At 72.5% G+C, this 23,198-nt stretch carries 22 protein-coding genes; 9 read left to right on the top strand and 13 right to left on the bottom strand.

Annotated elements, in window-relative coordinates; translation table 11 throughout:
* Positions 1–53: 53 nt before the first annotated feature.
* Both ACF059_RS03240 and ACF059_RS03245 read right to left on the bottom strand, forming a co-directional pair.
* Positions 54–500 carry a RidA family protein gene (locus ACF059_RS03240; RefSeq protein ID WP_392050654.1) on the bottom strand — a complete coding sequence of 149 codons (447 nt, stop codon included), beginning with the start codon at positions 498–500 and terminating at the stop codon, positions 54–56.
* The gene (locus tag ACF059_RS03245; RefSeq protein WP_392050657.1) at positions 497–1,249 is read right to left on the bottom strand and encodes an IclR family transcriptional regulator; all 753 of its coding nucleotides are present in this window, start codon (positions 1,247–1,249) and stop codon (positions 497–499) included. Before ACF059_RS03245 ends, ACF059_RS03240 begins: the two co-directional genes overlap by 4 nt.
* 171 nt (positions 1,250–1,420) lie before the next feature.
* Here ACF059_RS03245 and ACF059_RS03250 point away from each other — a divergent pair, with 171 nt between their 5' ends.
* The 4 genes from ACF059_RS03250 to ACF059_RS03265 all read left to right on the top strand — a co-directional run bounded on the left by ACF059_RS03250 (position 1,421) and on the right by ACF059_RS03265 (position 5,157).
* Positions 1,421–2,701 carry an alanine racemase gene (locus tag ACF059_RS03250; RefSeq protein WP_392050660.1) on the top strand — a complete coding sequence of 427 codons (1,281 nt, stop codon included), beginning with the start codon at positions 1,421–1,423 and terminating at the stop codon, positions 2,699–2,701.
* 13 nt (positions 2,702–2,714) lie between these two features.
* Entirely contained in the window at positions 2,715–4,376 is a 1,662-nt protein-coding gene (locus tag ACF059_RS03255) for an amidohydrolase family protein (protein WP_392050663.1), read from the top strand.
* 10 nt (positions 4,377–4,386) lie between these two features.
* Positions 4,387–4,572 carry a hypothetical protein gene (locus tag ACF059_RS03260; RefSeq protein WP_360898629.1) on the top strand — a complete coding sequence of 62 codons (186 nt, stop codon included), beginning with the start codon at positions 4,387–4,389 and terminating at the stop codon, positions 4,570–4,572.
* A gap of 138 nt (positions 4,573–4,710) precedes the next feature.
* On the top strand, positions 4,711–5,157 hold the full coding sequence (locus ACF059_RS03265) for a nitroreductase/quinone reductase family protein (protein WP_361951168.1): 447 nt from the start codon (positions 4,711–4,713) through the stop codon (positions 5,155–5,157).
* Between the two features lie 16 nt (positions 5,158–5,173).
* Here ACF059_RS03265 and ACF059_RS03270 read toward each other — a convergent pair whose 3' ends face one another.
* Complete coding sequence (locus tag ACF059_RS03270) at positions 5,174–5,725, bottom strand: GNAT family N-acetyltransferase (protein ID WP_392050666.1); 552 nt, start codon at positions 5,723–5,725, stop codon at positions 5,174–5,176.
* Between the two features lie 131 nt (positions 5,726–5,856).
* Between ACF059_RS03270 and ACF059_RS03275 the strand changes: the two genes are divergently transcribed.
* The gene (locus tag ACF059_RS03275; protein ID WP_392050670.1) at positions 5,857–7,275 is read left to right on the top strand and encodes a hypothetical protein; all 1,419 of its coding nucleotides are present in this window, start codon (positions 5,857–5,859) and stop codon (positions 7,273–7,275) included.
* Between the two features lie 31 nt (positions 7,276–7,306).
* Here ACF059_RS03275 and ACF059_RS03280 read toward each other — a convergent pair whose 3' ends face one another.
* The 3 genes from ACF059_RS03280 to ACF059_RS03290 form a co-directional block, all read right to left on the bottom strand.
* Positions 7,307–8,230, bottom strand: coding sequence for an RNA polymerase sigma-70 factor (locus ACF059_RS03280; protein WP_392050674.1), 924 nt, complete (start codon positions 8,228–8,230; stop codon positions 7,307–7,309).
* Between the two features lie 36 nt (positions 8,231–8,266).
* Complete coding sequence (locus ACF059_RS03285) at positions 8,267–8,740, bottom strand: carboxymuconolactone decarboxylase family protein (RefSeq protein ID WP_361951180.1); 474 nt, start codon at positions 8,738–8,740, stop codon at positions 8,267–8,269.
* 109 nt (positions 8,741–8,849) lie between these two features.
* On the bottom strand, positions 8,850–9,083 hold the full coding sequence (locus tag ACF059_RS03290) for a hypothetical protein (protein WP_392050677.1): 234 nt from the start codon (positions 9,081–9,083) through the stop codon (positions 8,850–8,852).
* 362 nt (positions 9,084–9,445) lie between these two features.
* Here ACF059_RS03290 and ACF059_RS03295 point away from each other — a divergent pair, with 362 nt between their 5' ends.
* From ACF059_RS03295 to ACF059_RS03305, 3 genes are all read left to right on the top strand, one after another.
* Entirely contained in the window at positions 9,446–10,657 is a 1,212-nt protein-coding gene (locus tag ACF059_RS03295; protein ID WP_360904632.1) for a pyridoxal phosphate-dependent aminotransferase, read from the top strand.
* Between the two features lie 111 nt (positions 10,658–10,768).
* Entirely contained in the window at positions 10,769–11,182 is a 414-nt protein-coding gene (locus tag ACF059_RS03300) for a hypothetical protein (protein WP_392050680.1), read from the top strand.
* A gap of 209 nt (positions 11,183–11,391) precedes the next feature.
* Positions 11,392–12,033 carry an RDD family protein gene (locus tag ACF059_RS03305; RefSeq protein WP_392050683.1) on the top strand — a complete coding sequence of 214 codons (642 nt, stop codon included), beginning with the start codon at positions 11,392–11,394 and terminating at the stop codon, positions 12,031–12,033.
* 37 nt (positions 12,034–12,070) lie between these two features.
* Here ACF059_RS03305 and ACF059_RS03310 read toward each other — a convergent pair whose 3' ends face one another.
* A complete protein-coding gene (locus ACF059_RS03310; protein WP_392050686.1) occupies positions 12,071–12,535 on the bottom strand; it encodes a hypothetical protein in 465 nt (154 codons plus the stop codon).
* Between the two features lie 306 nt (positions 12,536–12,841).
* Positions 12,842–14,662 carry a phosphoenolpyruvate carboxykinase (GTP) gene (locus ACF059_RS03315; RefSeq protein ID WP_361951997.1) on the bottom strand — a complete coding sequence of 607 codons (1,821 nt, stop codon included), beginning with the start codon at positions 14,660–14,662 and terminating at the stop codon, positions 12,842–12,844.
* 218 nt (positions 14,663–14,880) lie between these two features.
* Here ACF059_RS03315 and ACF059_RS03320 point away from each other — a divergent pair, with 218 nt between their 5' ends.
* Positions 14,881–15,567: a hemolysin III family protein gene (locus ACF059_RS03320; protein ID WP_392050689.1), complete on the top strand. Its 687-nt coding sequence runs from the start codon at positions 14,881–14,883 to the stop codon at positions 15,565–15,567.
* A gap of 16 nt (positions 15,568–15,583) precedes the next feature.
* Here the strand turns inward: ACF059_RS03320 and ACF059_RS03325 are convergent, their stop codons facing one another.
* The 5 genes from ACF059_RS03325 to ACF059_RS03345 all read right to left on the bottom strand — a co-directional run bounded on the left by ACF059_RS03325 (position 15,584) and on the right by ACF059_RS03345 (position 23,031).
* Positions 15,584–16,150, bottom strand: a complete 567-nt coding sequence (locus ACF059_RS03325; protein ID WP_392050692.1) for a hypothetical protein — start codon at positions 16,148–16,150, stop codon at positions 15,584–15,586.
* A 124-nt stretch (positions 16,151–16,274) separates the two neighbouring features.
* Positions 16,275–18,722, bottom strand: coding sequence for a galactose oxidase-like domain-containing protein (locus tag ACF059_RS03330; RefSeq protein WP_392050696.1), 2,448 nt, complete (start codon positions 18,720–18,722; stop codon positions 16,275–16,277).
* 23 nt (positions 18,723–18,745) lie between these two features.
* Positions 18,746–19,942: a glycosyltransferase gene (locus ACF059_RS03335; RefSeq protein WP_392053009.1), complete on the bottom strand. Its 1,197-nt coding sequence runs from the start codon at positions 19,940–19,942 to the stop codon at positions 18,746–18,748.
* Positions 19,943–19,981: 39 nt separating this feature from the next.
* Positions 19,982–21,694 carry an ArnT family glycosyltransferase gene (locus ACF059_RS03340; protein WP_392050699.1) on the bottom strand — a complete coding sequence of 571 codons (1,713 nt, stop codon included), beginning with the start codon at positions 21,692–21,694 and terminating at the stop codon, positions 19,982–19,984.
* Positions 21,691–23,031 carry a glycosyltransferase gene (locus ACF059_RS03345; RefSeq protein ID WP_392050702.1) on the bottom strand — a complete coding sequence of 447 codons (1,341 nt, stop codon included), beginning with the start codon at positions 23,029–23,031 and terminating at the stop codon, positions 21,691–21,693. The genes ACF059_RS03340 and ACF059_RS03345 overlap by 4 nt, the downstream gene beginning before the upstream one ends.
* Positions 23,032–23,198 lie beyond the last annotated feature (167 nt).

The following is a 23,198-nucleotide window of genomic DNA, read 5'->3' on the forward strand; positions in this document are numbered from 1 at the left end:
ACCGAGGGCGCCCCACCGGCAGGGGGGCGCCCTTCCGGCTGTCCAAGGAGGGCCTATCCCAGGACGGCCAGCGCGTCGATCTCGACGAGGAGCCCCTCCGGGAGGCCGACGTACACGGTGGTGCGGGCGGCGGGGGCCTCCTTCAGGCCCTGCTCCTCGAAGTAGGCGTCGTAGAGGGCGTTCATCTCGGCGAAGTGCGCGGTGTCCGTGAGGTAGACGCGGATCATCATCACGTCGTCCCAGCCGGCGCCGCCCGCCTCCAGCACGGAGCGGACGTTCTCCAGCGTCCGCAGGGTCTGCTCGCGCAGCGTCGGACCGGCGACGGTCGGCGGCCGGCCGTCGACGTGCGGGAGGAAGCCGACCTGGCCGGCGACCTGGAGGATGTTCCCCTTGCGCACGCCGTGCGAGAACCGCGCGGGCGGCGTGGTGTGGGTCTCGGGGATGAGTGCGGTCTTCCCGGTCTTCCCGGTGTCCGCTGTCGTCCCGGTGCTCGCTGTCACGTCTTCTCCTGTGCTCCTGAGTAGTCCTGGCTGATGGCGTCGGCGGTGCGCAGTACCAGCGGCAGCAGTTCGAGCAGCCCCTCGGCCGCGAGGACCACGCCCGGCGCGGAGAGCGACAGGGCGGCGACCACCCGCCCGTCCGGCCCGCGCACGGGCGCGCCGAGGCAGTTGATCGACTCCTCGTGCCCGCCGAGGTCGGTGGCCCAGCCCTGCTCCCGTACGAGGTCCAGCTCGCGCAGGAAGGCGGCCGCGTCCGGGGTGGAGCGGGCGGTGTAACGGGGGTACTCGATGCGCCGGGCGAGGGCGAGGCGCTCGGCCTCGGGCAGGTCCGCGAGGAGCAGCTTGGCGACCGCGGCGACCGTGAGGGGCACGGGCTTGCCGATGCGGGAGTACATCCGCACCGGGTAGCGGCTGTCGACCTTGTCGACGTACACGACCTCGTCGTCCTGGTGCAGGGCGAGGTGCACGGTGTGCCCGGTGGCCTTGTTCAGCTCGACGAGGTGGGGGTGCGCGATCTCGCGGACGTCCAGGTTTTCGATGGCCTCGGCGGCGAGCGCGAAGAGCCGCGCCCCCAGCCGGTAGCGGCCGTCGGCCTGCCGGTAGACGAAGCCGTGCGCGTGCAGCGTGCGCAGGAGGCGCAGGGCGGTGCTCTTGTGCACGCCGAGCGCGTCGGCGACCGCGGCCAGGCCGGCCGGGCCCTGCGCGAGCTGCGGCAGCACCGCGAGCGCCCGTTCCACGGACTGGCTCATCCCTCGTCCTCCCCTCAAGCCCCGCCGGCGTTTGAGGCGCGGGGTCCGGGGCGGAGCCCCGGCAGCGGCGCCGCGGAAAACGTTGACCCGCCGTCACGCGGGATGTTAGACACGGGCAGCGGTACACGCAACGACCGTTGCACACCATGCAACCACCCGGGAGGCACCCGCATGGCCAGCGACCCCGTCCAGGAACTCGCCGACGAGCCGGTCGACCACCGGTTCAAGGGCCTCCCCCCCGACGCCCAGGCGGCCGGCCTCACCGTGGGGCAGCTCGCGGCGCAGCGGCGGGACCTGCACACCGGCGGTTTCACCACCCCCGTGCTGACCCTCGACGCCGACGCGCTGGAGCACAACCTCGCCGCGCTCGGCACCTACGCCGCCCGTCACGACCTCGCCTTCGCGCCGCACGGCAAGACCTGCATGTCCCCGCAGCTCTTCCGCCGCCAGCTGGAACACGGCGCGGTGGGCATCACCGCCGCCGTCCCCCACCAGGTGCGCGTCTACCGCGCCTTCGGCATCGAGCGGATCTTCCTCGCCAACGAGCTCGTCGACCCGGTCTCGCTGCGCTGGATCGCCGACGAGCTCGCCTCCGACCCCGACTTCCGCTTCATCTGCTACGTCGACTCCGTGCGCGGGGTCCAGCTCATGGACCGCGCCCTGAAGGGCCACCCGGCCCGCATCGACGTCGTCGTCGAGGTCGCCGCCGGTGAGGGCGCCCGCACCGGCGCCCGCACGGACGACGACTGCCGCGCCGTCGCCGACGCCGTGGCGGCCACCGACACCCTGCACCTCATCGGCGTCGCCGGCTACGAGGCCGAGGTGCCCGACGCCGACCCGGCCCGCGTCGAGGCGTACCTGCGCCGGCTGACCGGGCTCGCCGTCGAGTTCGACAAGGCCGGCCGCTTCGCCGCGGACCTGAACGAGATCGTGGTCAGCGCCGGCGGCTCCGCCTGGTTCGACGCCGTCGCGGAGGTCTTCGCCGAGATCCCGGAGCTCTCCCGGCCCGTCCTCAGGCTGCTGCGCTCCGGCGCGTACGTCTCCCACGACCACGGCTGGTACACCCGCCTCACGCCCTTCAACCGGCACCCCGAAGAGGGCGGCCTGCGCCCGGCGTTCCGCCTGTGGACCCAGGTCGTCTCCCGGCCCTCCCCCACCCAGGCCTTCGTCAACGCGGGCAAGCGCGACATCGCCTACGACCTGGGCCTGCCGCAGGCCGAGGTGGTCCGTGACCCCCTCACCGGCGAGCAGCGCCCCGCCACCGGGGTCCGCGTGGTCAAACTGTCCGACCAGCACGCCTGGCTGGAGACGGACTCCGCCGACGACGTGCAGGTGGGCGACTGGGTGGCCCTCGGCATGTCCCACCCCTGCACGATCTTCGAGAAGTGGCAGCTGATCCCGGTGGTGGAGGCCGACGGCACGGTCACCGACTTCGTCCGCACCTTCTTCTGAGCGGACCGGTCCCATGGACCTGGTCATCCGCGGGGCCCGCGTCGTCGACGGCACGGGCGGGCCCTCGTACACGGCCGACGTCGGCGTGCACGAGGGCCGGATCGCCGCGATCGGACCGCTCCCCGGCGGCCGCCGGAACCTGGACGCGCACGGCCTCGTCCTGGCCCCCGGCTTCGTCGACATGCACGCCCACAGCGACCTCGCGCTGCTCCGCGACCCGGACCACAGCGCGAAGGCAGCCCAGGGCGTGACCCTCGAAGTCCTCGGCCAGGACGGCCTGTCGTACGCGCCCGTCGACGACCGCACCCTCGCCGGGGTGCGGACCGCCATCGCCGGCTGGAACGGGCCGGGCAACGACGTCGACTTCGACTGGCGCACGGTCGGCGGCTACCTCGACCGGCTGGACCGCGCCCACGGCGGTCAGGGCGTCGCCGTCAACGCCGCCTACCTCGTCCCCCAGGGCACGGTCCGCGCGTACGCCCTCGGCTGGGACGACCGCCCCGCGACCGGCGCCGAGCTCGACCGGATGCGCCGGCTCGTCGCCGACGGCCTCGCGCAGGGCGCCGTCGGCATGTCCTCGGGGCTCACCTACACCCCCGGCATGTACGCATCCGGGGCCGAACTGACCGAGCTGTGCCGGGTGGTGGCCCGCTACGGCGGCTACTACTGCCCGCACCACCGCTCGTACGGCCGGGGCGCGCTCGCCGCCTACGCGGAGATGGTCGCGCTGGCCCGGGAGGCCGGCTGCGCCCTGCACCTCGCGCACGCCACCATGAACTTCGGTGAGAACGAGGGCCGGGCCGCCGACCTGCTGGCCCTGCTCGACGCGGCGCTGGCCGGTGGCGCCGACATCACGCTCGACAGCTACCCGTACACCCCCGGCTGCACCACCCTCGTCGCCCTGCTCCCCAGCTGGGCGAACGCGGGCGGTCCGGAGGCGGTCCTGGCCCGGCTGCGCGACGACGCCGAGGCGGAGCGGATCCGGCGCGCGCTGGAGGTCGAGGGCGCGGACGGCTGCCACGGCGTGCCCGTGGACTGGTCGACGATCGAGGTCTCGGGCGTCACCGACCCGGCGTTCGGGGCGTACGTGGGCACGCGCCTGCCCGGCTGGGAGGCCGCGCGGCGGCTCCTGCTGGGCGACCGGCTCGCGCCGACGATCCTCCAGCACGTCGGCCACGAGGAGAACGTCCGGGCGATCATGCGCCACCCCGCCCACACCGGCGGCTCGGACGGCATCCTGCAAGGCGCGAAACCGCACCCGCGCGCCTACGGCACCTTCCCGCACTACCTCGGCCACTACGTCCGCGAGCTCGGCCTGCTGTCCCTGGAGGAGTGCGTGGCGCACCTGTCCGGCCGCCCTGCGGCGCGGCTGCGGCTGCCCGACCGGGGTCTGGTGCGCGTGGGCCACCGCGCCGACCTCGTCCTCTTCGACCCGGACACGGTCGCCGCCGGGTCCACGTACGAGCGGCCGCGCACCCTGCCCACCGGCATTCCGCACGTCCTGATCGACGGGCGGTTCGTCATGCGGGACGGGCGCCGCACGGACGTCCTGGCCGGGCGCTCGGTGCGCCGCACGCCGTTCACCGGCGTCGGCGGCCCGGTTCCCGGCCCCCGGGCCGGCCGACGTGCGTTCATGGGGCCGCGGCCGGACTATGGGGCCAGGGGAAAACCGTAGGAGGTACGCGATGGTCAGTGAACCCGACGAGCAGCCCACACGGTCGGACCTGCTCTTCACGGGCGGGGAACGGCCGTACGACCCCGAGGACCTCGTGATGGCGACCGGCCACGACCCGACTCCGGAGCGGGTCGAGAAGGCGCGCAAGCTGATCGAGAAGGAGGGCCCGCAGGTCATCGAGCGCTACCTCCCGTAGGGCGGCGACGCACGGATGCTGCTGACGGCCCCCGCCCCCGCACCGCCCGTATCGGAGGCGCGGAGGCGGGGGCCGGCCGCATCCAGAATCGTTCATGCTCGTTAGCCGCAAGGGGGCCGACACCCTAAGGACAGGTGAATGCACGCTCTCGACGTCGACTGGGACCACCCCGCAGACCCGCCGCCCGGTCCGCGGCTCGACCACGTCCGCGCGTACGTGACCACGGCGGGCGCCGACGGGCACCTGTGGCACGGAGTCCCCACCCTCCTGCTCACCACGCTCGACCGCGCCACCGGCCGCACGGCGCGCACCCCGCTGATCTACGGCGAGGACGTGGGCCGCTTCATCGTGCTGGCCGCCGCCTACGGCGCCGCGGAGCACCCCCGCTGGTACGAGAACCTGACCGCCCACCCGGAGGTCCGCCTCCAGGTCGGCGCCGCCGTCCACAAGGCGGTGGCGCGCACGGCCACGCCGGAGGAGCGGGAGACGTACTGGGAGATGATGACGGCCCTGTGGCCGCCGTTCGAGGACGACGAGACGGCGGCGCGCCCCCGTGAGATCCCGCTGGTGATCCTGGAGTGCTGACCCCTCCCCCCTGCCTCTAGACCGTCGGCGCGGCCACCGCGGTGTAGGTGCGCCCGCCCACGGCGTAGTCGCCCAGCGGGGTCATGCCGAAGCCGTCGACGTGGGCCTTCCACGAGGGCGCGTTGCCGGCCTCGATGAAGGCCACCACCGCGTCGGCGCGTTCCGAGGCGGCCGCCACGGCCATGGTGAACAGGGCGCGGGCCACCCCGCGGCCGCGGTAGGCCGCGTCCACCACGACCGGTCCGTAGAGCAGCCACCGCGTCTCGCGCAGGGGGCGGCCCTCCCACTCCAGCCGGTCCTGGGCCCGGAGCAGGCCCGCGACGGCCGGTGAGGGATCGGGGATGGCGGCGGGTTCCGACAGGGCGAGGAGTCCGGCGACACGGCCGCCGTCGTCCGCGACGAGCAGCTCGCGGGCCCGGGCCATGGAGCGCAGGACCTCGGCGTCGAAGCGGCCCTGGACGAATCCCTGCTCCGCCCGTTGCCGCTCGGTCAGGGCGTCGTGGTGGCTGGCGGCCAGGACCTCGGCCATGGCGGGCGCGTCGGCCTCGGTGGCGTACCGGAACTCCATGGCCCGATCGTGCCACGGTGGCGCGCGTCGGAGTCGCCGCGTTGGTCCGGGCGCGGGACGTGCGCCCCGCCGGCGGCCCCGTCGGCGGGCGCGCCGGGGCGGCTGCGGCAACGTGGCCCGTTATGGCATCCATGGCATCCGACGCGCGCCCGCTCGCCGCGGTGGCCGTCCTGTTCACGGCGGTCCAGCTCGTGCTGGTGGTCCCCGGCTCGGGCCTGGGCTGGGACGAGGCGGTCTACGCCAGCCAGGTCAGCCCCTACGTGCCGGCCGCCTTCTTCAGCGCGCCCCGGGCGCGGGGCGTCACCTTCCTCGCCGCCCCGGCCGCCGTGCTCACCGAGGACCCGCTCGGGCTGCGGGTGTGGTTCGCGCTGCTCTCGGGCCTCGCGCTGTTCGTGTCCTTCCGCGTGTGGCGGGCGGTGCTGCCGGCGGCCGTCGTGGCCACGGCCGCCGCCCTGTTCGCCGGCCTGTGGGTGACGGTGCTCTACGGCCCGCAGGTCATGCCCAACCTGTGGGTGGCGTTCGGTGCCGTCGCCGCGGTGGGCTTCTTCCTGAGGCCGGCCGTTCCCGCCTCGTACGCGGGTCTGGCGGCGGCCCTGGCCTTCGTCGCGCTCATGCGGCCCTCCGACGCCTTCTGGCTGTCCCTCCCCCTGGCGGCCGCCGCCCTGGTGTTCCGCACGCCCGGCCGCCTGGTACCGCTCGCCGCGGGGGCCGTGCTGGGCGCCGCCCCCTGGGTGGTCGAGGCGTACCTGCGCTACGGCGGCCTCGCGGCCCGGCTGCGGCGGGCCGGCGAGATCCAGGGCGGGCTCGGCGGCCGGTTCGCCTTCGGCGCCCAGCTGCGCGCCCTGGGCGGCCGGACGCTCTGCCGGCCGTGCGACGTGCCCCTGTCCTGGGACCGCGCCGTCACGTCGCTGTGGTGGTTCGCGGTCCCGGTCGCCGTCGCGGCCGGGCTGGTGGTCGCGCGCCGTCACCGCCGCCCGCTGGTGCTCGCCACCGCGGCGGCCGCCTTCCTCGCCGTGCCGTACCTGCTCCTCATCGGGTACGCGGCGCCCCGTTTCCTGCTGCCCGCCTACGCCCTGCTGGCCCTGCCCGCGGCGCAGGCGCTCGTCCACGCCGTACGGGCCTGGCGCAGGCCCGCGCTCGTCGCCCTCGCCGTGGCCCTGACCGCGCACACGGCCGTCCAGTACGCCGTACTGGTCAGCGCGGCCGACCGCCACCGCGCCGTACGGGTCGCCTTCGCCCGCACCGCCGCCGAACTGCACCGGCAGGGGGTGCGCCCGCCCTGCACGGTGAGCGGGCACGAGGCGGTGCGCGTGGCGTACGCGCTGCGCTGCTCCTCGCGGCAGGTCGGCGGTCACGACGCGAGCATCGGCGCCCGGGAGCTCCAGGCGCTGACGTGCCGGCGCCCGGTGGTGTTCCTGACGCCCGGCACGACCCCGCCCCCCGCCTTCGCCCGCGCCTGGCGGCCCCACGCGCTGCCGCCGCTCCCGGGCACCTCCGCCCTGCGGGCCTACCTGCCGCCGGCCTGCGGCCCGCAGCCGCGGGGGCGGTAGGGGCCGCAGGGGCAGGAGGCGCCGCAGGGCGTCACCTCGCCTGTCGGCGGGCCTCCTTGACCTCGCGGTCGACGGCCCAGGCGTCGGCGACCGGGCCGAGGTGGGTGAGCTTGTCGGGGTTGAGCACCGAGCGGATCGCCTGGATCCGGCCGTCGAGCACCTCCAGGGCCATGGCGTAGAGGATCCTGCCGTCCCGGTCGCGGAACAGCGCGCCGGGCTGCCCGTTGATCTCGTGCGGCTCGAACGTGACCTCGATCCGCAGCAGCCAGGGGAAGGCCGAGCCCAGCAGACGGGCCACGTTCTGCGCGCCGACGACGGCCCGGGCCAGCTGCGGGGCCTTGCCGCCGCCGTCACCGACCATCTGGACGTCGGCGGCCAGCAGGTTCTGCAGGCCGTCCACGTCGCCGTCCTTCAGCGCGTCGAAGAACCGCGCCGCCAGCTCCTGCCGCTCCCGGCGGTCCGCCTCGAACCGGGGCCGCCCGGCCTCCATGTGCCGCCGCGCCCGCACCAGCAGCTGCCGGCACGCCGCCTCCGAGCGCCCCACGGCCGTGGCGACCTCGTCGAACCCGAAGGCGAACACGTCGCGCAGCAGGAAGACCGCCCGCTCCAGGGGGCTCAGCCGCTCCAGCAGGAGCAGCGCCGCCATCGACACCGAGTCGGCCAGTTCCACCGACCGCGCCGGATCCTCGTACGGGTCGCTCAGCAGCGGCTCGGGGAACCACGGCCCGACGTACTCCTCCCGCCGCACCCGCGCGGACCTCAGCACGTCGATCGAGATCCGCGTCACCGTGGTCGACAGGAAGGCCTTGGCCGACGTGGGCCGGGTGGCCGAGCCGTCGAAGCGCAGCCAGGTCTCCTGCACCGCGTCCTCGGCCTCGCTGACGCTGCCGAGGATCCGGTAGGCGATCGAGAACAGCAGCGACCGCACCTCCTCGAACTGCTCGACCTTGCTCACGCCGGCTCTCCTCCCCTGTATCCCTCGCCCGTCGCCTCAGTGGAACTGCCCGGGCACGTAGTCGCCCGCCGGCTGCTGGGTGATGAGGTTCATCCGGTTGGCCATGTTCATGAAGGAGATCAGCAGGACCAGGGCCGTGAGCTGCTCCTCGTCGAAGTGCCGGGCGGCCCGCTCCCACACCTCGTCGCCGACCCCGCCGGCCCCGTCCGCGACCCGGGTGCCGTGCTCCGCCAGCTCCAGCGCGGCGCGCTCGGCCTCGGTGAAGACCGTGGCCTCCCGCCAGGCCGCCACCAGGTGCAGCCGCACCGCGCTCTCCCCGGCGGCGGTCGCCTCCTTGGTGTGCATGTCGAGGCAGACGGCGCATCCGTTGATCTGGCTCACGCGCAGCGACACCAGCTCCTGCGTCGCGGCCGGCAGCGGCGATTCCCTGATCACCTTGCCCGCCGCCATCACGTGCTTGAGGGCCTTGCCGACGGTCGGGCTCGTGAGGAAGTTCAGTCGCGCGTCCATGGTGTGTACCTCCGTGGTCGTCAGTGGCTACACCCCTTGAGACGGGGCAGCCCGACGCCCTGTGACACGCGCCGGTGTGACCTGCGTCTCCCGGTCACCGGCGGAAGGGTCAGAGGTACTCGCGGGCGAACTCCACCGCCCATTCGACCGCGGCCAACGGGACGCTGCCGCAGTCCGGGTCGACGCTCAGGCGGGCCGCCTCCCAGCCCTGGTCGTGTTCGCGGTGGATCACGAAGCGGCCCTCCTCGGCGGGCCCCTTCGGCGTCACCACGAACTCGATCGCCCGGTCGTCTCCATCCGTGCCGACCGTGGTGATGGCCATGTCACCGACTACGAACTCCACTGCCCCGCGCTCCTCAGTCGATGGTCCCCCGGCGGTGATCCGCCGGTTCCCGCCCGCCCTCGTTCACGCCCCAGCCTCCCCCGGGGGAGGGGGCCGCCGCATGAGTGCGCGTACTCAGCCGTCGTACTCAGCCCGCCTCCTCAGATCCGGGCCCGCGGAGCCCCGAGTGACGAGCGCAACATCCCCCGCCGCGACGCTCTTTCACGACACCCGTTCCGCAGGCCGAACCCGCAGGTGAGCCCGCGATTCCAAGGGGGGAGCGCACCCCCACCCACCCATCACGCGAAATGGGACATATCGCCCTTCCGATCTCTCTTCGAAAACCCGCGCCACGGCCGCACCCGGGCCCGTAAGCTCCCGTCATGCAGGTGATCCAGTCAACCAAACTCGCCAATGTCTGTTACGAGATCCGCGGCCCCGTGCTCGAAGAGGCCATGCGGCTCGAAGCAGCAGGTCATCGCATCCTCAAGCTCAACACCGGCAACCCCGCGGCCTTCGGCTTCGACTGCCCGCCGGAGATCCTTGAGGACATGCTCCGCAACCTGGGCTCCGCCCACGGTTACGGTGACGCGAAGGGGCTGCTCAGCGCGCGCCGCGCGGTCATGCAGCACTACCAGACCAAGGGCATCGACCTCGACGTCGAGGACATCTACCTCGGCAACGGCGTCTCCGAGCTGATCCAGATGTCGATGCAGGCGCTGCTCGACGACGGTGACGAGGTACTGGTCCCCGCACCGGACTACCCGCTGTGGACCGCGTCCGTGTCCCTCGCCGGCGGTACGGCCGTGCACTACCGCTGCGACGAGCAGTCCGACTGGATGCCGGACCTCGCCGACATCGAGCGCAAGGTGACCGACCGCACCAAGGCGATCGTGATCATCAACCCGAACAACCCGACCGGCGCCGTCTACGACGACGAGATGCTGCGCGGGCTGACGGACATCGCCCGGCGCCACAACCTGGTCGTCTGCTCGGACGAGATCTACGACCGGATCCTCTACGACGGCGTGACGCACACCAACACCGCCGCCCTCGCGCCCGACCTGCTGACGCTGACGTTCAACGGGCTCTCGAAGAACTACCGCGTCGCCGGCTACCGGGCCGGCTGGATGGCGGTCTGCGGCCCGAAGAAGAACGCCGCCTCGTACATCGAGGGTCTGACGATCCTGGCGAACATGCGCCTGTGCGCGAACATGCCCTCGCAGCACGCCATCGCCACCGCCCTCGGCGGCCGCCAGTCGATCAACGACCTGGTCCTGCCCGGCGGGCGGATCCTGGAGCAGCGCGACACGGCCTACGACCTGCTGACCCAGATCCCGGGCGTCACCTGCGTGAAGCCGAAGGGCGCGCTGTACGCCTTCCCGCGGCTGGACCCGTCCGTCTACAAGATCAAGGACGACCGGCAGATGGTCCTCGACCTGCTGCGGGCCGAGAAGATCATGGTGGTGCACGGTACCGGCTTCAACTGGCCCGAGCCCGACCACTTCCGGATCGTGACCCTGCCGAACGCCAAGGACCTGGCGGACGCGGTGACGCGGATCGGGAACTTCCTCGACGGCTACAGCCAGCTCTAGGAGGCGACGGCGGACGACCGGCGGGGCGTTCTCCGCCAACGGCCGGATTCAGCTCAACTTTAGAACCGATCCAATGTAGGATGGTCACCTGACCCACGCAGGAGGCCCCTCATGTACGAGCCGATCCGTACCAAGTCGGTCGTCCGCCGCCTGGGCGCCCACCGCGCCGAACAGCCCCACAGCAGCCGCGGCGAAGCGCTGGACATCCAGCTCGCCGGTCACCTCGCGGCCCTGCTCGCCGTCACCGACGAGCTCGGGCTCGACGAGCCCGCCGCCGCCATCGCCGCGCAGGTCGAGCGCCTGCGCGGGGCGCAGCCCGTGCGCGCTGCGCACGGCCCGGCCGCCGGCGCCCTCCCCGGCGCCGCCGCCCTGCACCGGCGTGCGTACGACCTCGCCGCCCGCGCGCTGCTCGTCGCCGCGTCGCGCGCGGACACCACCGTCGCGATCCTTTCCGCCGAGCGCATGGACGCGCACGCCGCCGCGCTGAAGTCCCTGGAGTCCCGGGACCTGGCCGGCGCCCTCTAGACGGCCCCGGTCCGGGGCCGCCAAGGCTCCGGACCGGGTGCCACACCCTCGGCGTCCGGGGCGCGGGGGGATCGAAAACTGGACAGATTCCGGCGCTCCGAACACGATGAGGGCTGATAGATCGCGGCAGCACGGGGGAGGCCGCTCATATGCTCCATCTCCTCCACTGTGCTTCGTCCCCTTTTCGGCACCTTGGAGAGATTTCGCCCATGAGTTTCGGCGACCCGAACAACCCGTACGGCCAGCCCCAGCAGCCTCCGCAGGGCCAGCCCGGTTACGGTCAGCAGGCCCCGCAGGGCGTGCCGCCGCAGTACGGCTACCCGCAGCAGCCCCCGCAGGGCGCGGCTCCGCAGTACGGCTACCCGCAGCAGACGCCGCCGCCGCCGTACGGCGCGTACCCGCCGCCGCCGGGGATGCCCGGCATGCCGGGCACGGGCATGCCGCCGCTGGCGCACTGGGGCCTGCGCGTGGGTGCGTACCTGCTCGACCTCCTGATCATCGCCGGCCCGATGTACGCGCTGATGGGCGTCTCCGCCGCAGCCGGCAGTGAGTCGGTGGTCGCCGGGGTGCTCAGCCTCGTCGGCATCGTGTACGCCATCGGCATGGGCTTCTACCAGCTGTACAAGGAGGGGACCACCGGTCAGTCGACCGGCAAGAAGGTCCTCGGCATCAGCCTGCACAAGGAGGCCGACGGCGCCACGCTCGGCTTCGGCATGGCGTTCGTCCGCAAGCTGGCCCACATGCTCGACGGCATCCCCTGCTACATCGGCTGGCTGTGGCCGCTGTGGGACGCCAAGAAGCAGACCTTCGCCGACAAGGTGTGCGGCACCGTCGTCATCAAGGTCAAGTAAGGCCCGGGCCCAGCGCCCTTGACGGCCGGTGGCGGCGCTAGCCCGTCTGCGGCTGTGGCTGCGTCTGGGTCTGCGTCGGCGTGAACTCCGCGCCCGCGACCCCGCACCACGGAACCGTCGCCACCGGCCACACCGGGCCGACCGCCTCCCCGTACTCGGTCGCGCCCGGTGCCACGCCCGGGACCTTCACCAGGGCCTGGGAGGCCCGCCGTCCGGGATCCGGCTCGGCGCCGTCACGGAACTCCACCGTGATCACGTACGCGCCGGGGCCCTCGGCCCGGCCCGTCGCCTGCACGGCGGCCACCACCCGCCGGCTCGCCGGATCGATGCGGCACCCGGTGACCCGTACGTCCTCCACCGGCGCCCTCGGCGGCGCCTCGGGCGGTTCGCCGCCGCTCGCCCACACGTACAGCCCCAGCGGGGCGAACACCAGCAGCCCGGCCAGCGTCACCAGGCCGACCAGCCATCCCTGCCACTTCAACGCGCTCACGCTCACGCCCATGTCCCGATCCTCCCGGGATGCCGCCCCGCCCACCAGCACCCGAGGGTTCACACAGCATTTCGAAGTGGGACCGCCCGGACGCCTGACGTCCGGTCAACTCGGCGCGGAACGCGGGACGGCGGACCTCCGCGCAGCAGAGGTCCGCCGTCAGCGTCAGCAGACGCACACGGCCCGCCGGGAGCGCGGACGCTCCCGGCGGGCCGGTACTGCGGTGGGATCCGCTTGGTCGGGGGCTCCCACAGCGGTGGGACGCCGCTTGGTCGGGGGCTCCCACGTTCATTGGCCCCGGTCATCGGGGCGGGGCGGTCAGCCCAGGCGCTCGACGAGCGCGTGGTACTGGTCCCACAGCTCCTTCGGCGTGTGGTCGCCGTAGGTGTTCAGGTGCTCGGGGACCAGGGCGGCCTCCTCGCGCCAGATCTCCTTGTCGACCGTGAGGAGGAAGTCCAGGTCCTCGGCCGGGAGGTCCAGGCCGTCGAGGTCGAGGGAGTCCTTGGTCGGCAGGATGCCGATGGGGGTCTCGACGCCCTCGGCGGTGCCGTCGAGGCGGCCGACGATCCACTTCAGGACGCGGCTGTTCTCGCCGAAGCCGGGCCACACGAACTTGCCCGCGTCGTTCTTGCGGAACCAGTTCACGTAGTAGATCTTGGGCAGCTTGGCCTGGTCCTTGTCAGCGGCCACCTTGACCCAGTGGGCCATGTAGTCACCCATGTTGTAGCCACAGAACGGCAGCATGGCGAAGGGGTCGCGGCGCAGCTCGCCGACCTTGCCCTCGGCGGCGGCGGTCTTCTCGGAGGCGATGTTCGAGCCGATGAAGACGCCGTGGTTCCAGTCGAAGGACTCGGTGACCAGCGGCACGGCGGAGGCGCGGCGGCCGCCGAAGAGGATCGCGGAGACCGGGACGCCCTTGGGGTCCTCCCACTCGGGGGCGATCGTCGGGCACTGGGCGGCCGGGACGGCGAAGCGGGCGTTGGGGTGGGCGGCCGGGGTCTCGGACGCGGGGGTCCAGGAGTTGCCCTTCCAGTCCGTGAGGTGGGCCGGCGGCTCCTCGGTCATGCCCTCCCACCACACGTCGCCGTCGTCGGTGAGCGCGACGTTGGTGAAGACGGTGTTCGCGTACATCGTCTTCATGGCGTTGGCGTTGGTGTGCTCGCCGGTGCCGGGCGCGACGCCGAAGAAGCCGGCCTCGGGGTTGATCGCGTACAGGCGACCGTCCTCACCGAAGCGCATCCAGGCGATGTCGTCGCCGATGGTCTCGACGGTCCAGCCGGGGATCGTGGGCTCCAGCATGGCCAGGTTGGTCTTGCCGCAGGCGCTCGGGAACGCGGCGGCGATGTACTTCGCCTCGCCCTGCGGCGGGGTGAGCTTGAGGATCAGCATGTGCTCGGCGAGCCAGCCCTCGTCGCGGGCCATGACGGACGCGATGCGCAGGGCGTAGCACTTCTTGCCGAGCAGGGCGTTGCCGCCGTAGCCGGATCCGTAGGACCAGATCTCGCGGCTCTCGGGGAAGTGCGAGATGTACTTGGTGGTGTTGCAGGGCCACGGCACGTCGGCCTCGCCCTCGGCGAGCGGAGCGCCGAGGGTGTGGACGGCTTTGACGAAGAAGCCGTCGGTGCCGAGCTCGTCCAGGACGGCCTTGCCCATGCGGGTCATGGTGCGCATGGCGACCGCGACGTAGGCGGAGTCGGTGATCTCGACGCCGATCGCGGAGAGCTCGGAGCCGAGGGGGCCCATGCAGAAGGGGACGACGTACATCGTCCGGCCCTTCATCGAGCCGCGGAAGATGCCCTTCTCTCCCGCGAAGATCTCCTTCATCTCGGAAGGAGCCTTCCAGTGGTTCGTGGGGCCCGCGTCCTCTTCCTTCTCGGAGCAGATGAAGGTCCGGTCCTCGACGCGCGCGACGTCGGACGGGTCGGAGGCGGCGTAGTACGAGTTCGGGCGCTTCGTCTCGTCGAGCTTCTTGAACGTTCCCTTGGCGACGAGCTCCTCGCACAGGCGCTCGTACTCGCCCTCGGAGCCGTCGCACCAGACGACGCGGTCCGGCTGGGTGAGGGCTGCGATCTCGTCCACCCAGGAGATCAGCTCCTGGTGGTTCGTCGGGACAGTGGGAGCCGCGTTGTCGCGCGCCACGATTGCTCCTTGTTGAGGGGGTGTTTGGTGTTTGCCCCGTGGGGGCTGCGACCCGGATGCTTCGCGCTCCGCTCATCCGGTGCCGACCGCACTCATCTGATCATCCGGTGCGTGTGCGCATATGTCCAGAGGGCCTCTCACGTGAGCATCGCCACGTCCGTCAATCTTCCGTAAAGAGGACTAACGGAAACCTACGGACCCGTAGGTAGCATGCGTGCATGACTTCTGACGCCGCTGCCGCACCGGCCGCCGCCGCAGCCTCGGCCGAGCCGGAGGCCAAGCCGCTGATGCGCGGCTGGCTGCACCTCGGAATGTTCCCCGCCGTCGTCGTCGCGGGACTCGTACTGATGGCCTTCACCGACTCCACCGAGGCACGCGTCGCCTGCGGGGTCTACGTCCTCACCGCCTGCCTGCTCTTCGGCGTCAGCGCGGTCTACCACCGCGGCACCTGGGGACCGCGGGGCGAGGCCATCCTGCGACGGCTCGACCACGCCAACATCTTCCTCATCATCGCGGGTACCTATACCCCGCTGACGGTCCTGCTACTGCCGCCCTCCACCGGACGGACCCTGCTGTGGGCGGTCTGGCTCGCGGCGGCCGCCGGCATCGCCTTCCGCGTCTTCTGGGTCGGCGCCCCGCGCTGGCTCTACACCCCGTGCTACATCGCCATGGGCTGGGCCGCGGTCTTCTTCCTGCCCGACTTCATGCACACCGGCGGCATCGCCGTCCTCGTGCTGGTGATCGTCGGCGGCCTGCTCTACAGCGCGGGCGGGGTCATCTACGGCCTCAAGCGGCCGAACCCCTCGCCGCGCTTCTTCGGCTTCCACGAGGTCTTCCACTCCCTGACGCTCGCGGCCTTCGTGACCCACTACGTCGGCATCTCGCTCGCCGCGTACGCGCACTGACCCGACCCCGGGCCCCTCAGGCGGAGTCGGATGCGGCGTCGCGCGGCGCGGCGTCGGCGTCGGCGTTGCGCAGGGCGGCGTCGAACAGACGGTCGGCCAGCTCGGCGAAGACGGCGCTGAGCTTCTCGGCGGCGATGCCGTCCGCGTAGCCCTGGAACGCCAGCCCGGCCGCCGCCTGGACGGCGGGCGTCGCGTACTCCGGGTCGATGGGGAAGGGCTCCCCGGGCGGCCAGGGCGCGGGCCAGTTCCTGGGCCAGGGGATCTTCGGGTGCGGCCGGGTGGGGCACCAGTCGTCGCCGACCTCCCGCAGGATCTCCCCGGCGTCGCCGCCCCGCTGGTGCGCCCCGATCGCCGACTCGGCCACCCCCTTGACCGTCTGCAGGACGGCGAGGCGCAGGAGGTCGCGCGGCGGGAGCGGCTGGGGGTTCAGCGCGACGTCGGAGCGGCGGTCGAGAGAGCGGACCTGCGCGGCCGCGGCGGCGAACAGCGGACCGTGCGGCTCTATGCCGTCCCAGAGCTCGGGCTTGATCCGTGCCACCAACCGCACGATGCGCGCGGTCTGCGATGCGCTGACCTGTCCCATGGATCGACCTCCTGTGCGCGGCCACGTCCCTCCCCAGTGTCCGCCGGTCGAGGAGGTCCGCAACCGCGCCCGGGACCCCGCCGCCCGGGAGAGGGCGGCGGGATCCCGGTCTCCTCCCCGGGGTTCAGCAGGCGTAGCCGTCGCGGTCCGGGTCCAGGCGCAGCGGGTCGCTGCCGTTGACCTTCAGGCGTTCGGGGTACTGGTGGCCGGCCAGCCAGTCGCAGCGGGCCTTCGCCGTCTCCTTCACCTCGGCCGGGAAACGGGTCGGCACGCACACGTTGACCGTGCCGTAGTGCCGGTCGCAGCCGGCCACGCCCGGCGCGACCGGGGCGGAGTCCCGCGGGGCCGGGTTGTCCTTCGCGGGTGCCAGCCGGTTCGCGAAGTCGTGCGTGTGCGCGGACGGCTGTTCCGCGGTGGCCGCCAGCGCCGACGGGCCGCCCAGGTGCACCCAGGTCGCGAGGGAGGGGACGCCGTTGGCGTCGACCGCGAAGAGCATGTACCAGCCGGGCGGCGCGAGGTTGGGGTTGCTGGTGACGTTGAGGTCGACGGTGGTGCCGTTGACGACCGTCATCGGCAGGTCCACGAACCGTTGGTTGGGGTCGGAGGAGTGGGTGACCGCCGCGGGGCGGATCAGCTCCGCCTTGGCCACCGGGCGGTTGACGGTGATCCGCTGCGTGTCCCCGTACACCCACTGGGTGTCGATCACCGAGGTGATCTGCGGGCGGGCGCCCTTGAAGAGGTAGGGCGGGCTGTAGAGCGACACGTTGTGGTTGTAGGTGCCGTTGCCCGGATTGTCGCCGACCGACATGACCCGGCCGTCCGGCATCAGGAAGGACGCCGAGTGGTAGGTCCGCGGGATCGGGTCGGTGGCCAGGCCCGGCTGGTAGGTGTCGGTTACCGGGTCGAAGAACGAGGCCTCGAAGACCGGGTCGGCCCGGTCGTGCAGTCCGCCGCCGGTCTCCAGCACCTTGCCGTCCGGCAGCAGCACGGCGGAGACGTACATCTTGCCCTCGGCGCCGGTCTGGGGCCGCTTGCCCGAGCCCGTGTCGACCAGGCCCTGCGGCAGGTCGGGGCCGGCCGTGTAGGCGGGGCTGGGCTTCTTCAGGTCGATGATGTCGGTGATCCGGTTCGCGGCCGGGTTGGTCTCGTTATTGCCGCCGCCGATGGTCAGGACCCGCTGGTCCTGCGCCGGGGGCAGCAGGACGCTCGCCGACTCGTCGCGCTCGTCCTTCTTGCGCAGCCCGGGCACGTCGGTGATGGTGTTCGCGCCGTAGTCGTAGATCGAGGAGCCGCTGCCGGCCGTGTTGTTGCCGAAGGTGTGGCTGCCCGAGTAGAAGAGCCGCCCGTCCTGCATGAGGATCATCGACGGGTACAGGCCCCAGTACGACCAGGTCTGGTTGACCTCGTTCATCGGCAGCCACTTGTGCTGCGCCGCCGAGAACTTCTCCGCCGTCACGTTGCCCGTGGAGTCCTCCTTCAGCCCGCCGAAGGAGATCACGTCACCGTTGCCGAGGATCGTCGCCGACGGGTACCAGTGGCCGCCGTTCATGTCGTTGGTCTTCGTGTACTGCTCGGTCGCCGGGTCGAAGACGTAACTGTCCTTCAGCCCCTGGTAGCCGATCGTGCCGTCGGCGGACGGGTACCCCTTGTTGCCGCTCATGACCAGCACCCGGCCGTCCGCCAACTGCACGTGGCCCGAGCAGAACATGTCGACCGGCGTCGGTACCGTCTTGAAGCTGCCGTTCGCCGGGTCGTAGACCGCCGAGGTGAAGGTGCCCGCGTTGAACTGCGCGATGTCGTTCCCGGAGCCCGCGATCAGCAGCACCTTGCCTCCCCCAGAGCCTCCGGCCTGGGAGGTACCCCCATTCAGGACGACCGCGTGCATCGAGCGCACCGGGTTCTTGGCCGGGATCACCTCCCACGCGCCCCTGGCGCACTGCTCCGCCGTCCCCGTGCAGGTGGGCTGCGGCCCGGTCGCGCCGACCTCCTCGACCGCGTAGTCGTCGGAGGTGAGCGAGCCCACCCCGTAGACCGACAGGCCCCACGCGATCCTGTCGGTGTGGGGCGGGACGGCCGGCGTACGGACCTCCGTACGCGCCCAGGCGGCGCTCACGGGCGGATTCTGCAGGTCGGTCCAGTACTGCCAGCCCGTCGTCGTGTCGTGGCGGAACACGGTCACCGACACGTCCGGGGTGGTCGACTTGTACCAGGCGGACAGGTCGTACTGCCGGCCCGGCGTGACGGCCGGGGCGCAGGTGCCGCTCTCGGTGACCAGCGCCTTGCGGTCGCCGTCCACGCGGCGGGTGAGCGAGACCTTCATCGCCTTGGTGCCGGTGTGCGCGTCGGCGACGGTGGCGAAGGTGAAGTCGTTGTCGCCCCAGCCGGACTTCGACCAGCAGGACGGCATGTCGGAGCCGGCGGCGCCGGCGGTCTCGAAACCGGGGTTGGAGAGCAGATTGGGCGCACCGGCCGTGGCCTGCTGCGGTGCGGTGAGCAGCAGGCCCGCGGTCATCGCCCCGACGGCGAGCAGGGCGGCGCGCCGCCCGGCCCGGCGCCGGATCTTCAGACGCATGGAAAGGATCCCTTCTGTCCGGCTCAACTCCTGGGCTTGGGATGCGACTTGGCTGCCTTGCGCGGCAGGTAGACGAGGGCCTCCGTCGCCGCGAACCGCAGGACGAAGGTGGTGACCAGCGCGAGGGCGGTCGCCGGCAGCACCGCCATGCCGAGGGTGGCCACGAACACCGCGATGAGCGGGATCCGCAGCAGCAGATCGGCGTTGGCGAGCAGGGCGAAGCGCCCGGCCCGGTCCGCCCAGCGGCGGTGGCGGCGCCGGTCGCGGAAGAGCAGGGCCTCGATGAGGAGGAAGTTCCACATCACCCCCGCCTGGTTGGCGACGATCTCGGCGGGCAGGTAGTGCATCCCGGCGCCCGTGAGCAGCCACAGCGCCGCCAGGTTCGGGACGAAACCGGAGAGCCCGATCAGCCCAAAGCCGATCATGCGGGCCAGGGGGGTCGCGGAGCGCAGCGAGGCGAGGTGGGAGAGGAAGCGCAGGCCCTCGCGGGCGGTGGACTTGGACTCGCCGCGGTAGCGGTCCTGGAAGACGAAGGGGACCTCGGCGACCGGGCGGGGGCGGCAGCGGACCGCCAGCTCCAGCAGGATCTTGTAGCCCAGCGGCCTCAGGACGTCCGTGGTGTCCGCGGGGTCCGCGGTGGCCGCGCTGGCCGCGCTGGCCGTGGTGATCGCCGAGCGGCGCATGGCGAAGAAGCCGCTCATCGGGTCGCTGATCCCCCGCAGCGCACGCGGGAAGAGGCCCTTGGTGAGCCAGGTGGCGGCGCGGGACACGGCGACGCGGTAGGTCCCGGCGAGTCCGGCCCGGCTGCCGCCGCTGATGTAGCGGGAGGCGACGACGAGCTCGGCGCCGGTGCGCACCCCCTCGCCGACGAGTTCGGGCACCAGGTGGGGCGGGTGCTGGAGGTCGGCGTCCATGACGACGATCCAGTCGGTGTCCGCCCGCTTGAGGCCTTCCACGACCGCGCCGCCGAGACCGCCCTCGGCCACCTCGCGGTGCAGGACGGACACCGGGAAGGGGTGGTCGGCCGCGGCCTTCTCGATGGCGGCGGGGGTGTCGTCCGTGGAGTCGTCCACGAACAGCACGGTGCAGGGCAGCTGGTCGGGCAGCGCGTCACCGAGGCGGCGCAGCAACTCCGCGACGTTCGCGGACTCGTTGAAGGTCGGGATGATGAGGGTGACGCTCCCGGACGGTGTGTGCGGAGCGGTGAGCTCCGCATCGATCGGGGCATGGAGGGACCCCAGGTCCTCGCTCAAGGTGACTCAGCTCCCACTCGTGCGGTCGGCGCGGTCGGTGCGGTCGGTCGTCCCGTCGGTGCGGTCGGTGCGGTCGGTGCGGCGGATCTCGATGCGGTCCTCGCCCGTCCCGAAGACGGCCACGGCGGTCGAATGCTCCAGCGCCGCCTTCACGTTGGGCAGGTCCACCGCGTCACGGCGCACGGTGGGCGAGGAGACCACGTAGTCGATGTCCTGCCAGCCGCGCGGCAGGGTCTCGGTGACGGCGGGGTCGAGGTCGGCCTTGTAGAACCAGATGGCGCCGAGCCCCGGCTCGAAGCCGTGCCGCACGGCGTCCAGCCAGAGCGCGTCGTCGAGCAGCACCCGGGTGCTGGCCGGGTCGGCGACCTCGCGGCCCAGCCAGGCCGCGGCCTGCCGGTACGGGCCGTTCGCGTCGGCCGTGAGCGCGGTGCGGTTCCCGTCGTACCAGCGCGGCAGCACGTACACCGCGGCGGACGCGGCCAGTACGCCGACCAGCGCCCAGCGCGCCCACACGACCTGCCTGCGCTCCCCCGGGTCACGGCGGCGGCGCAGCAGGGCGTGCGTGATGCTGGCCGCGCCCCCGGCGAGCACGAGCGCCAGGAACGGCAGCGCCTGGATCACGTACATCGCCGGGAGGTAGCCGCCGGGACGCAGCGCGACCAGGGCCAGGAGGACGGCGGCGAGCGCGGGGCCGGCCAGCGCGCGGGCCGTCACGGACCACCGGAGGGTGGCCAGCAGCAGGACGGCGCCGGCCAGCCCGCCGAGCGGCAGGACGGCGTCGTAGTAGAGCCAGGACCGGAGCACGCCGTTCGCGCCGGAGCCCGGGGTGAGGACGAAGCCGGAGCCCTCGCGGCCCATCTGGTAGCTGATGGCGTCGACGAGCGAGACGTGGCCCGAGCCGGGCAGCAGCTCGCCGTTGAGCAGGGCGTAGAGCGGGTACGACAGACCGATCAGCGCGCAGGCGGTGATGGCGCCGGTGACGGCGAACTTGCGGGTGTCGCGGTGGCTGTGACGCCACATCGTCACCAGCAGCGCCGGGAGCACCACCAGCATCGTCTCCTTGGTCAGGACGGCGGTCGCGGCGGCGAGCCCGGAGGCGAAGTGGTGCCACAGGTGGCGGCTCGGGGACGCGGCGAGGCAGAAGGCCAGCAGGATCCACATCACGGCGATGTTGTCGAGGAAGATCTCGCGCTGGAGCACCACGGAGAGCGGGGACAGCCCGAAGAGGGCCATGGCGAGCCCGGCGGCCCAGCGCGGCAGCCACAGCCTGCGGGCGAGGACGTAGATCAGCACGGAGCTGGCCGCGGAGACCGCGAGCATCGAGAACCGCATCGGCGCGACGGTCATCCAGTCGGGCACGAAGAGGGACGGCAGGTACGTCAGCCCGGCGATCTGGATCCAGCCGAGCGGCGGATGGTCGTACCAGTACGTGTAGTGGGCCAGGCCCTCGCCCTGCTGGACGGCCCACGCCTGGGCGAGGTAGGTGCCCTCGTCGTCGCTCAGGGTGGGGAAGGCGGTGATGTTCCAGCCCTGGACGAGGAGGATCGCGACCAGCAGGGCGCCGCACAGCAGCAGGTCGGGGCGGGAGGAACACAGGCGCACGCGGGGCCGGGCGGGCGGAGCCGGGCGGACGCCGTGGCGGGCGTTGCCGGTGGCGGAGGCGGTGTCGGTGGCGGTCGGGGACTGGGGATCAGTGGCCGTGGGCAGGGTGGCGGTCACTGGCGGATGTCCTCTCGGATCGCGGGAGCGGGTACGGCGCTTGCGGCGGCGGGTACGGCGGTCGCGGCGGTTCCGGCGGCGGCGCCCTCGCCCTTCGACGCCGTCAGGTGGGCGCCCGTGTGGCTCGTCAGCTCCCACTCGTTGCGGCCGCGCTGCTCGCGCCAGACGGCGCGGATCGCGGCGCCCGCGAGCATGACCTGGTAGAACGGCCCGCCGACGACGAGCTTCACGTAGTGCACGAGGCGGACGCGCAGCCCGTACTGCCGCCCGAAGTCGTGCAGGCCGACGATCTCGAACACGAAGGTCACCATCGCCGTGATCAGCGGCAGGAAGGTGACGATCGCGATCCCGACCGGCACGTCGAGGAAGACGGCGACGGCGAAGTTGACCGGGATGATCACACCCGAGGCGGCCTGCATGAAGGGGGTCATCAGGGTGTAGCGAGCGAGCCAGCGCTGGCCGCGCCCCGGCAGCTGCTGCCAGTCCTTCTTGCGGTACACCTGGAGGAAGCCCTGGTTCCACCGGGTGCGCTGCTTGAGCAGGCTCATCAGCGAGCCGGGTGTCTCCTCGCGCGTGACCATGTCGGAGTCGTAGGCGACGACCACTTTCTTGCCCGCCGACGACAGCCGCACCCCGAGGTCGCAGTCCTCGGCGAGGCAGTCCTGGTCCCAGCCCCCGGCCTCGCGCAGCACCTCCGTACGCACGAACACGGTGTTGCCGCCGAGCGGGATGAAGCCCTTCTCGGCGTGCAGGTGCAGCCGGGAGCGGAACCAGAAGAAGTACTCCAGGCAGTTGCGCAGGCTGTACCAGCTGGAGTGGAAGTTGATGAGCTGCACCCCGCCCTGGACCACGTCGGCGCCGGTGGACCGGAAGGCGTGGTCGACGTGGGCGAGCAGCTCCGGATGGACCTGGTCCTCGGCGTCGAAGACTCCGACGATGTCACCGCGGCAGGACGGCAGCGCGGTGTTGAGGGCCTTCGGCTTGTTCTTCGTCTCGTGGTGGTCGACGACCACCCGGACCCGGGCCGGCGCGCGGGCCGCGGCCCGCTCGGCGACGGCGGCGGTCTCCGGGTCGTCGTGCCCGACGATCACGATGATCTCGTAGTCGGTGTGGCTCGACTCCAGGAGCCGGTCGATCGTGTGCTCCAGGACCGCCTGCTCGTGGCGGGCGGGCAGCAGCAGCGAGAAGGCCAGGCGACCGCCGCCGTCGGGGCGGTCGAAGCGCGTGGCGGCCAGCGTCTCCGGTGTGCGCCACGCGTGCATCTGCCACCACAGCGTGAACGCGGCCATCCAGAAGAGCGCAAGCGACATGACGACGATGAACACAGAAGTGAACACAACAGTCCCCCCGGACATGCCGCCCCCCGGCGGCCCTCGTCAAACCCGGGGGCTCACGGCGGGCCCCCCGGCCCGCCGCCCCCGCTCCCCCTCGCACGCACCCCCCAGTGCGCCCTGTCGGTGACGGCCGAAGCGGTCACTCCTCAACGACACGAGACTAGGCAGCG

The sequence above is a fragment of the Streptomyces sp. NPDC016562 genome (genome assembly GCF_043076955.1).
GTDB lineage: Bacteria > Actinomycetota > Actinomycetes > Streptomycetales > Streptomycetaceae > Streptomyces.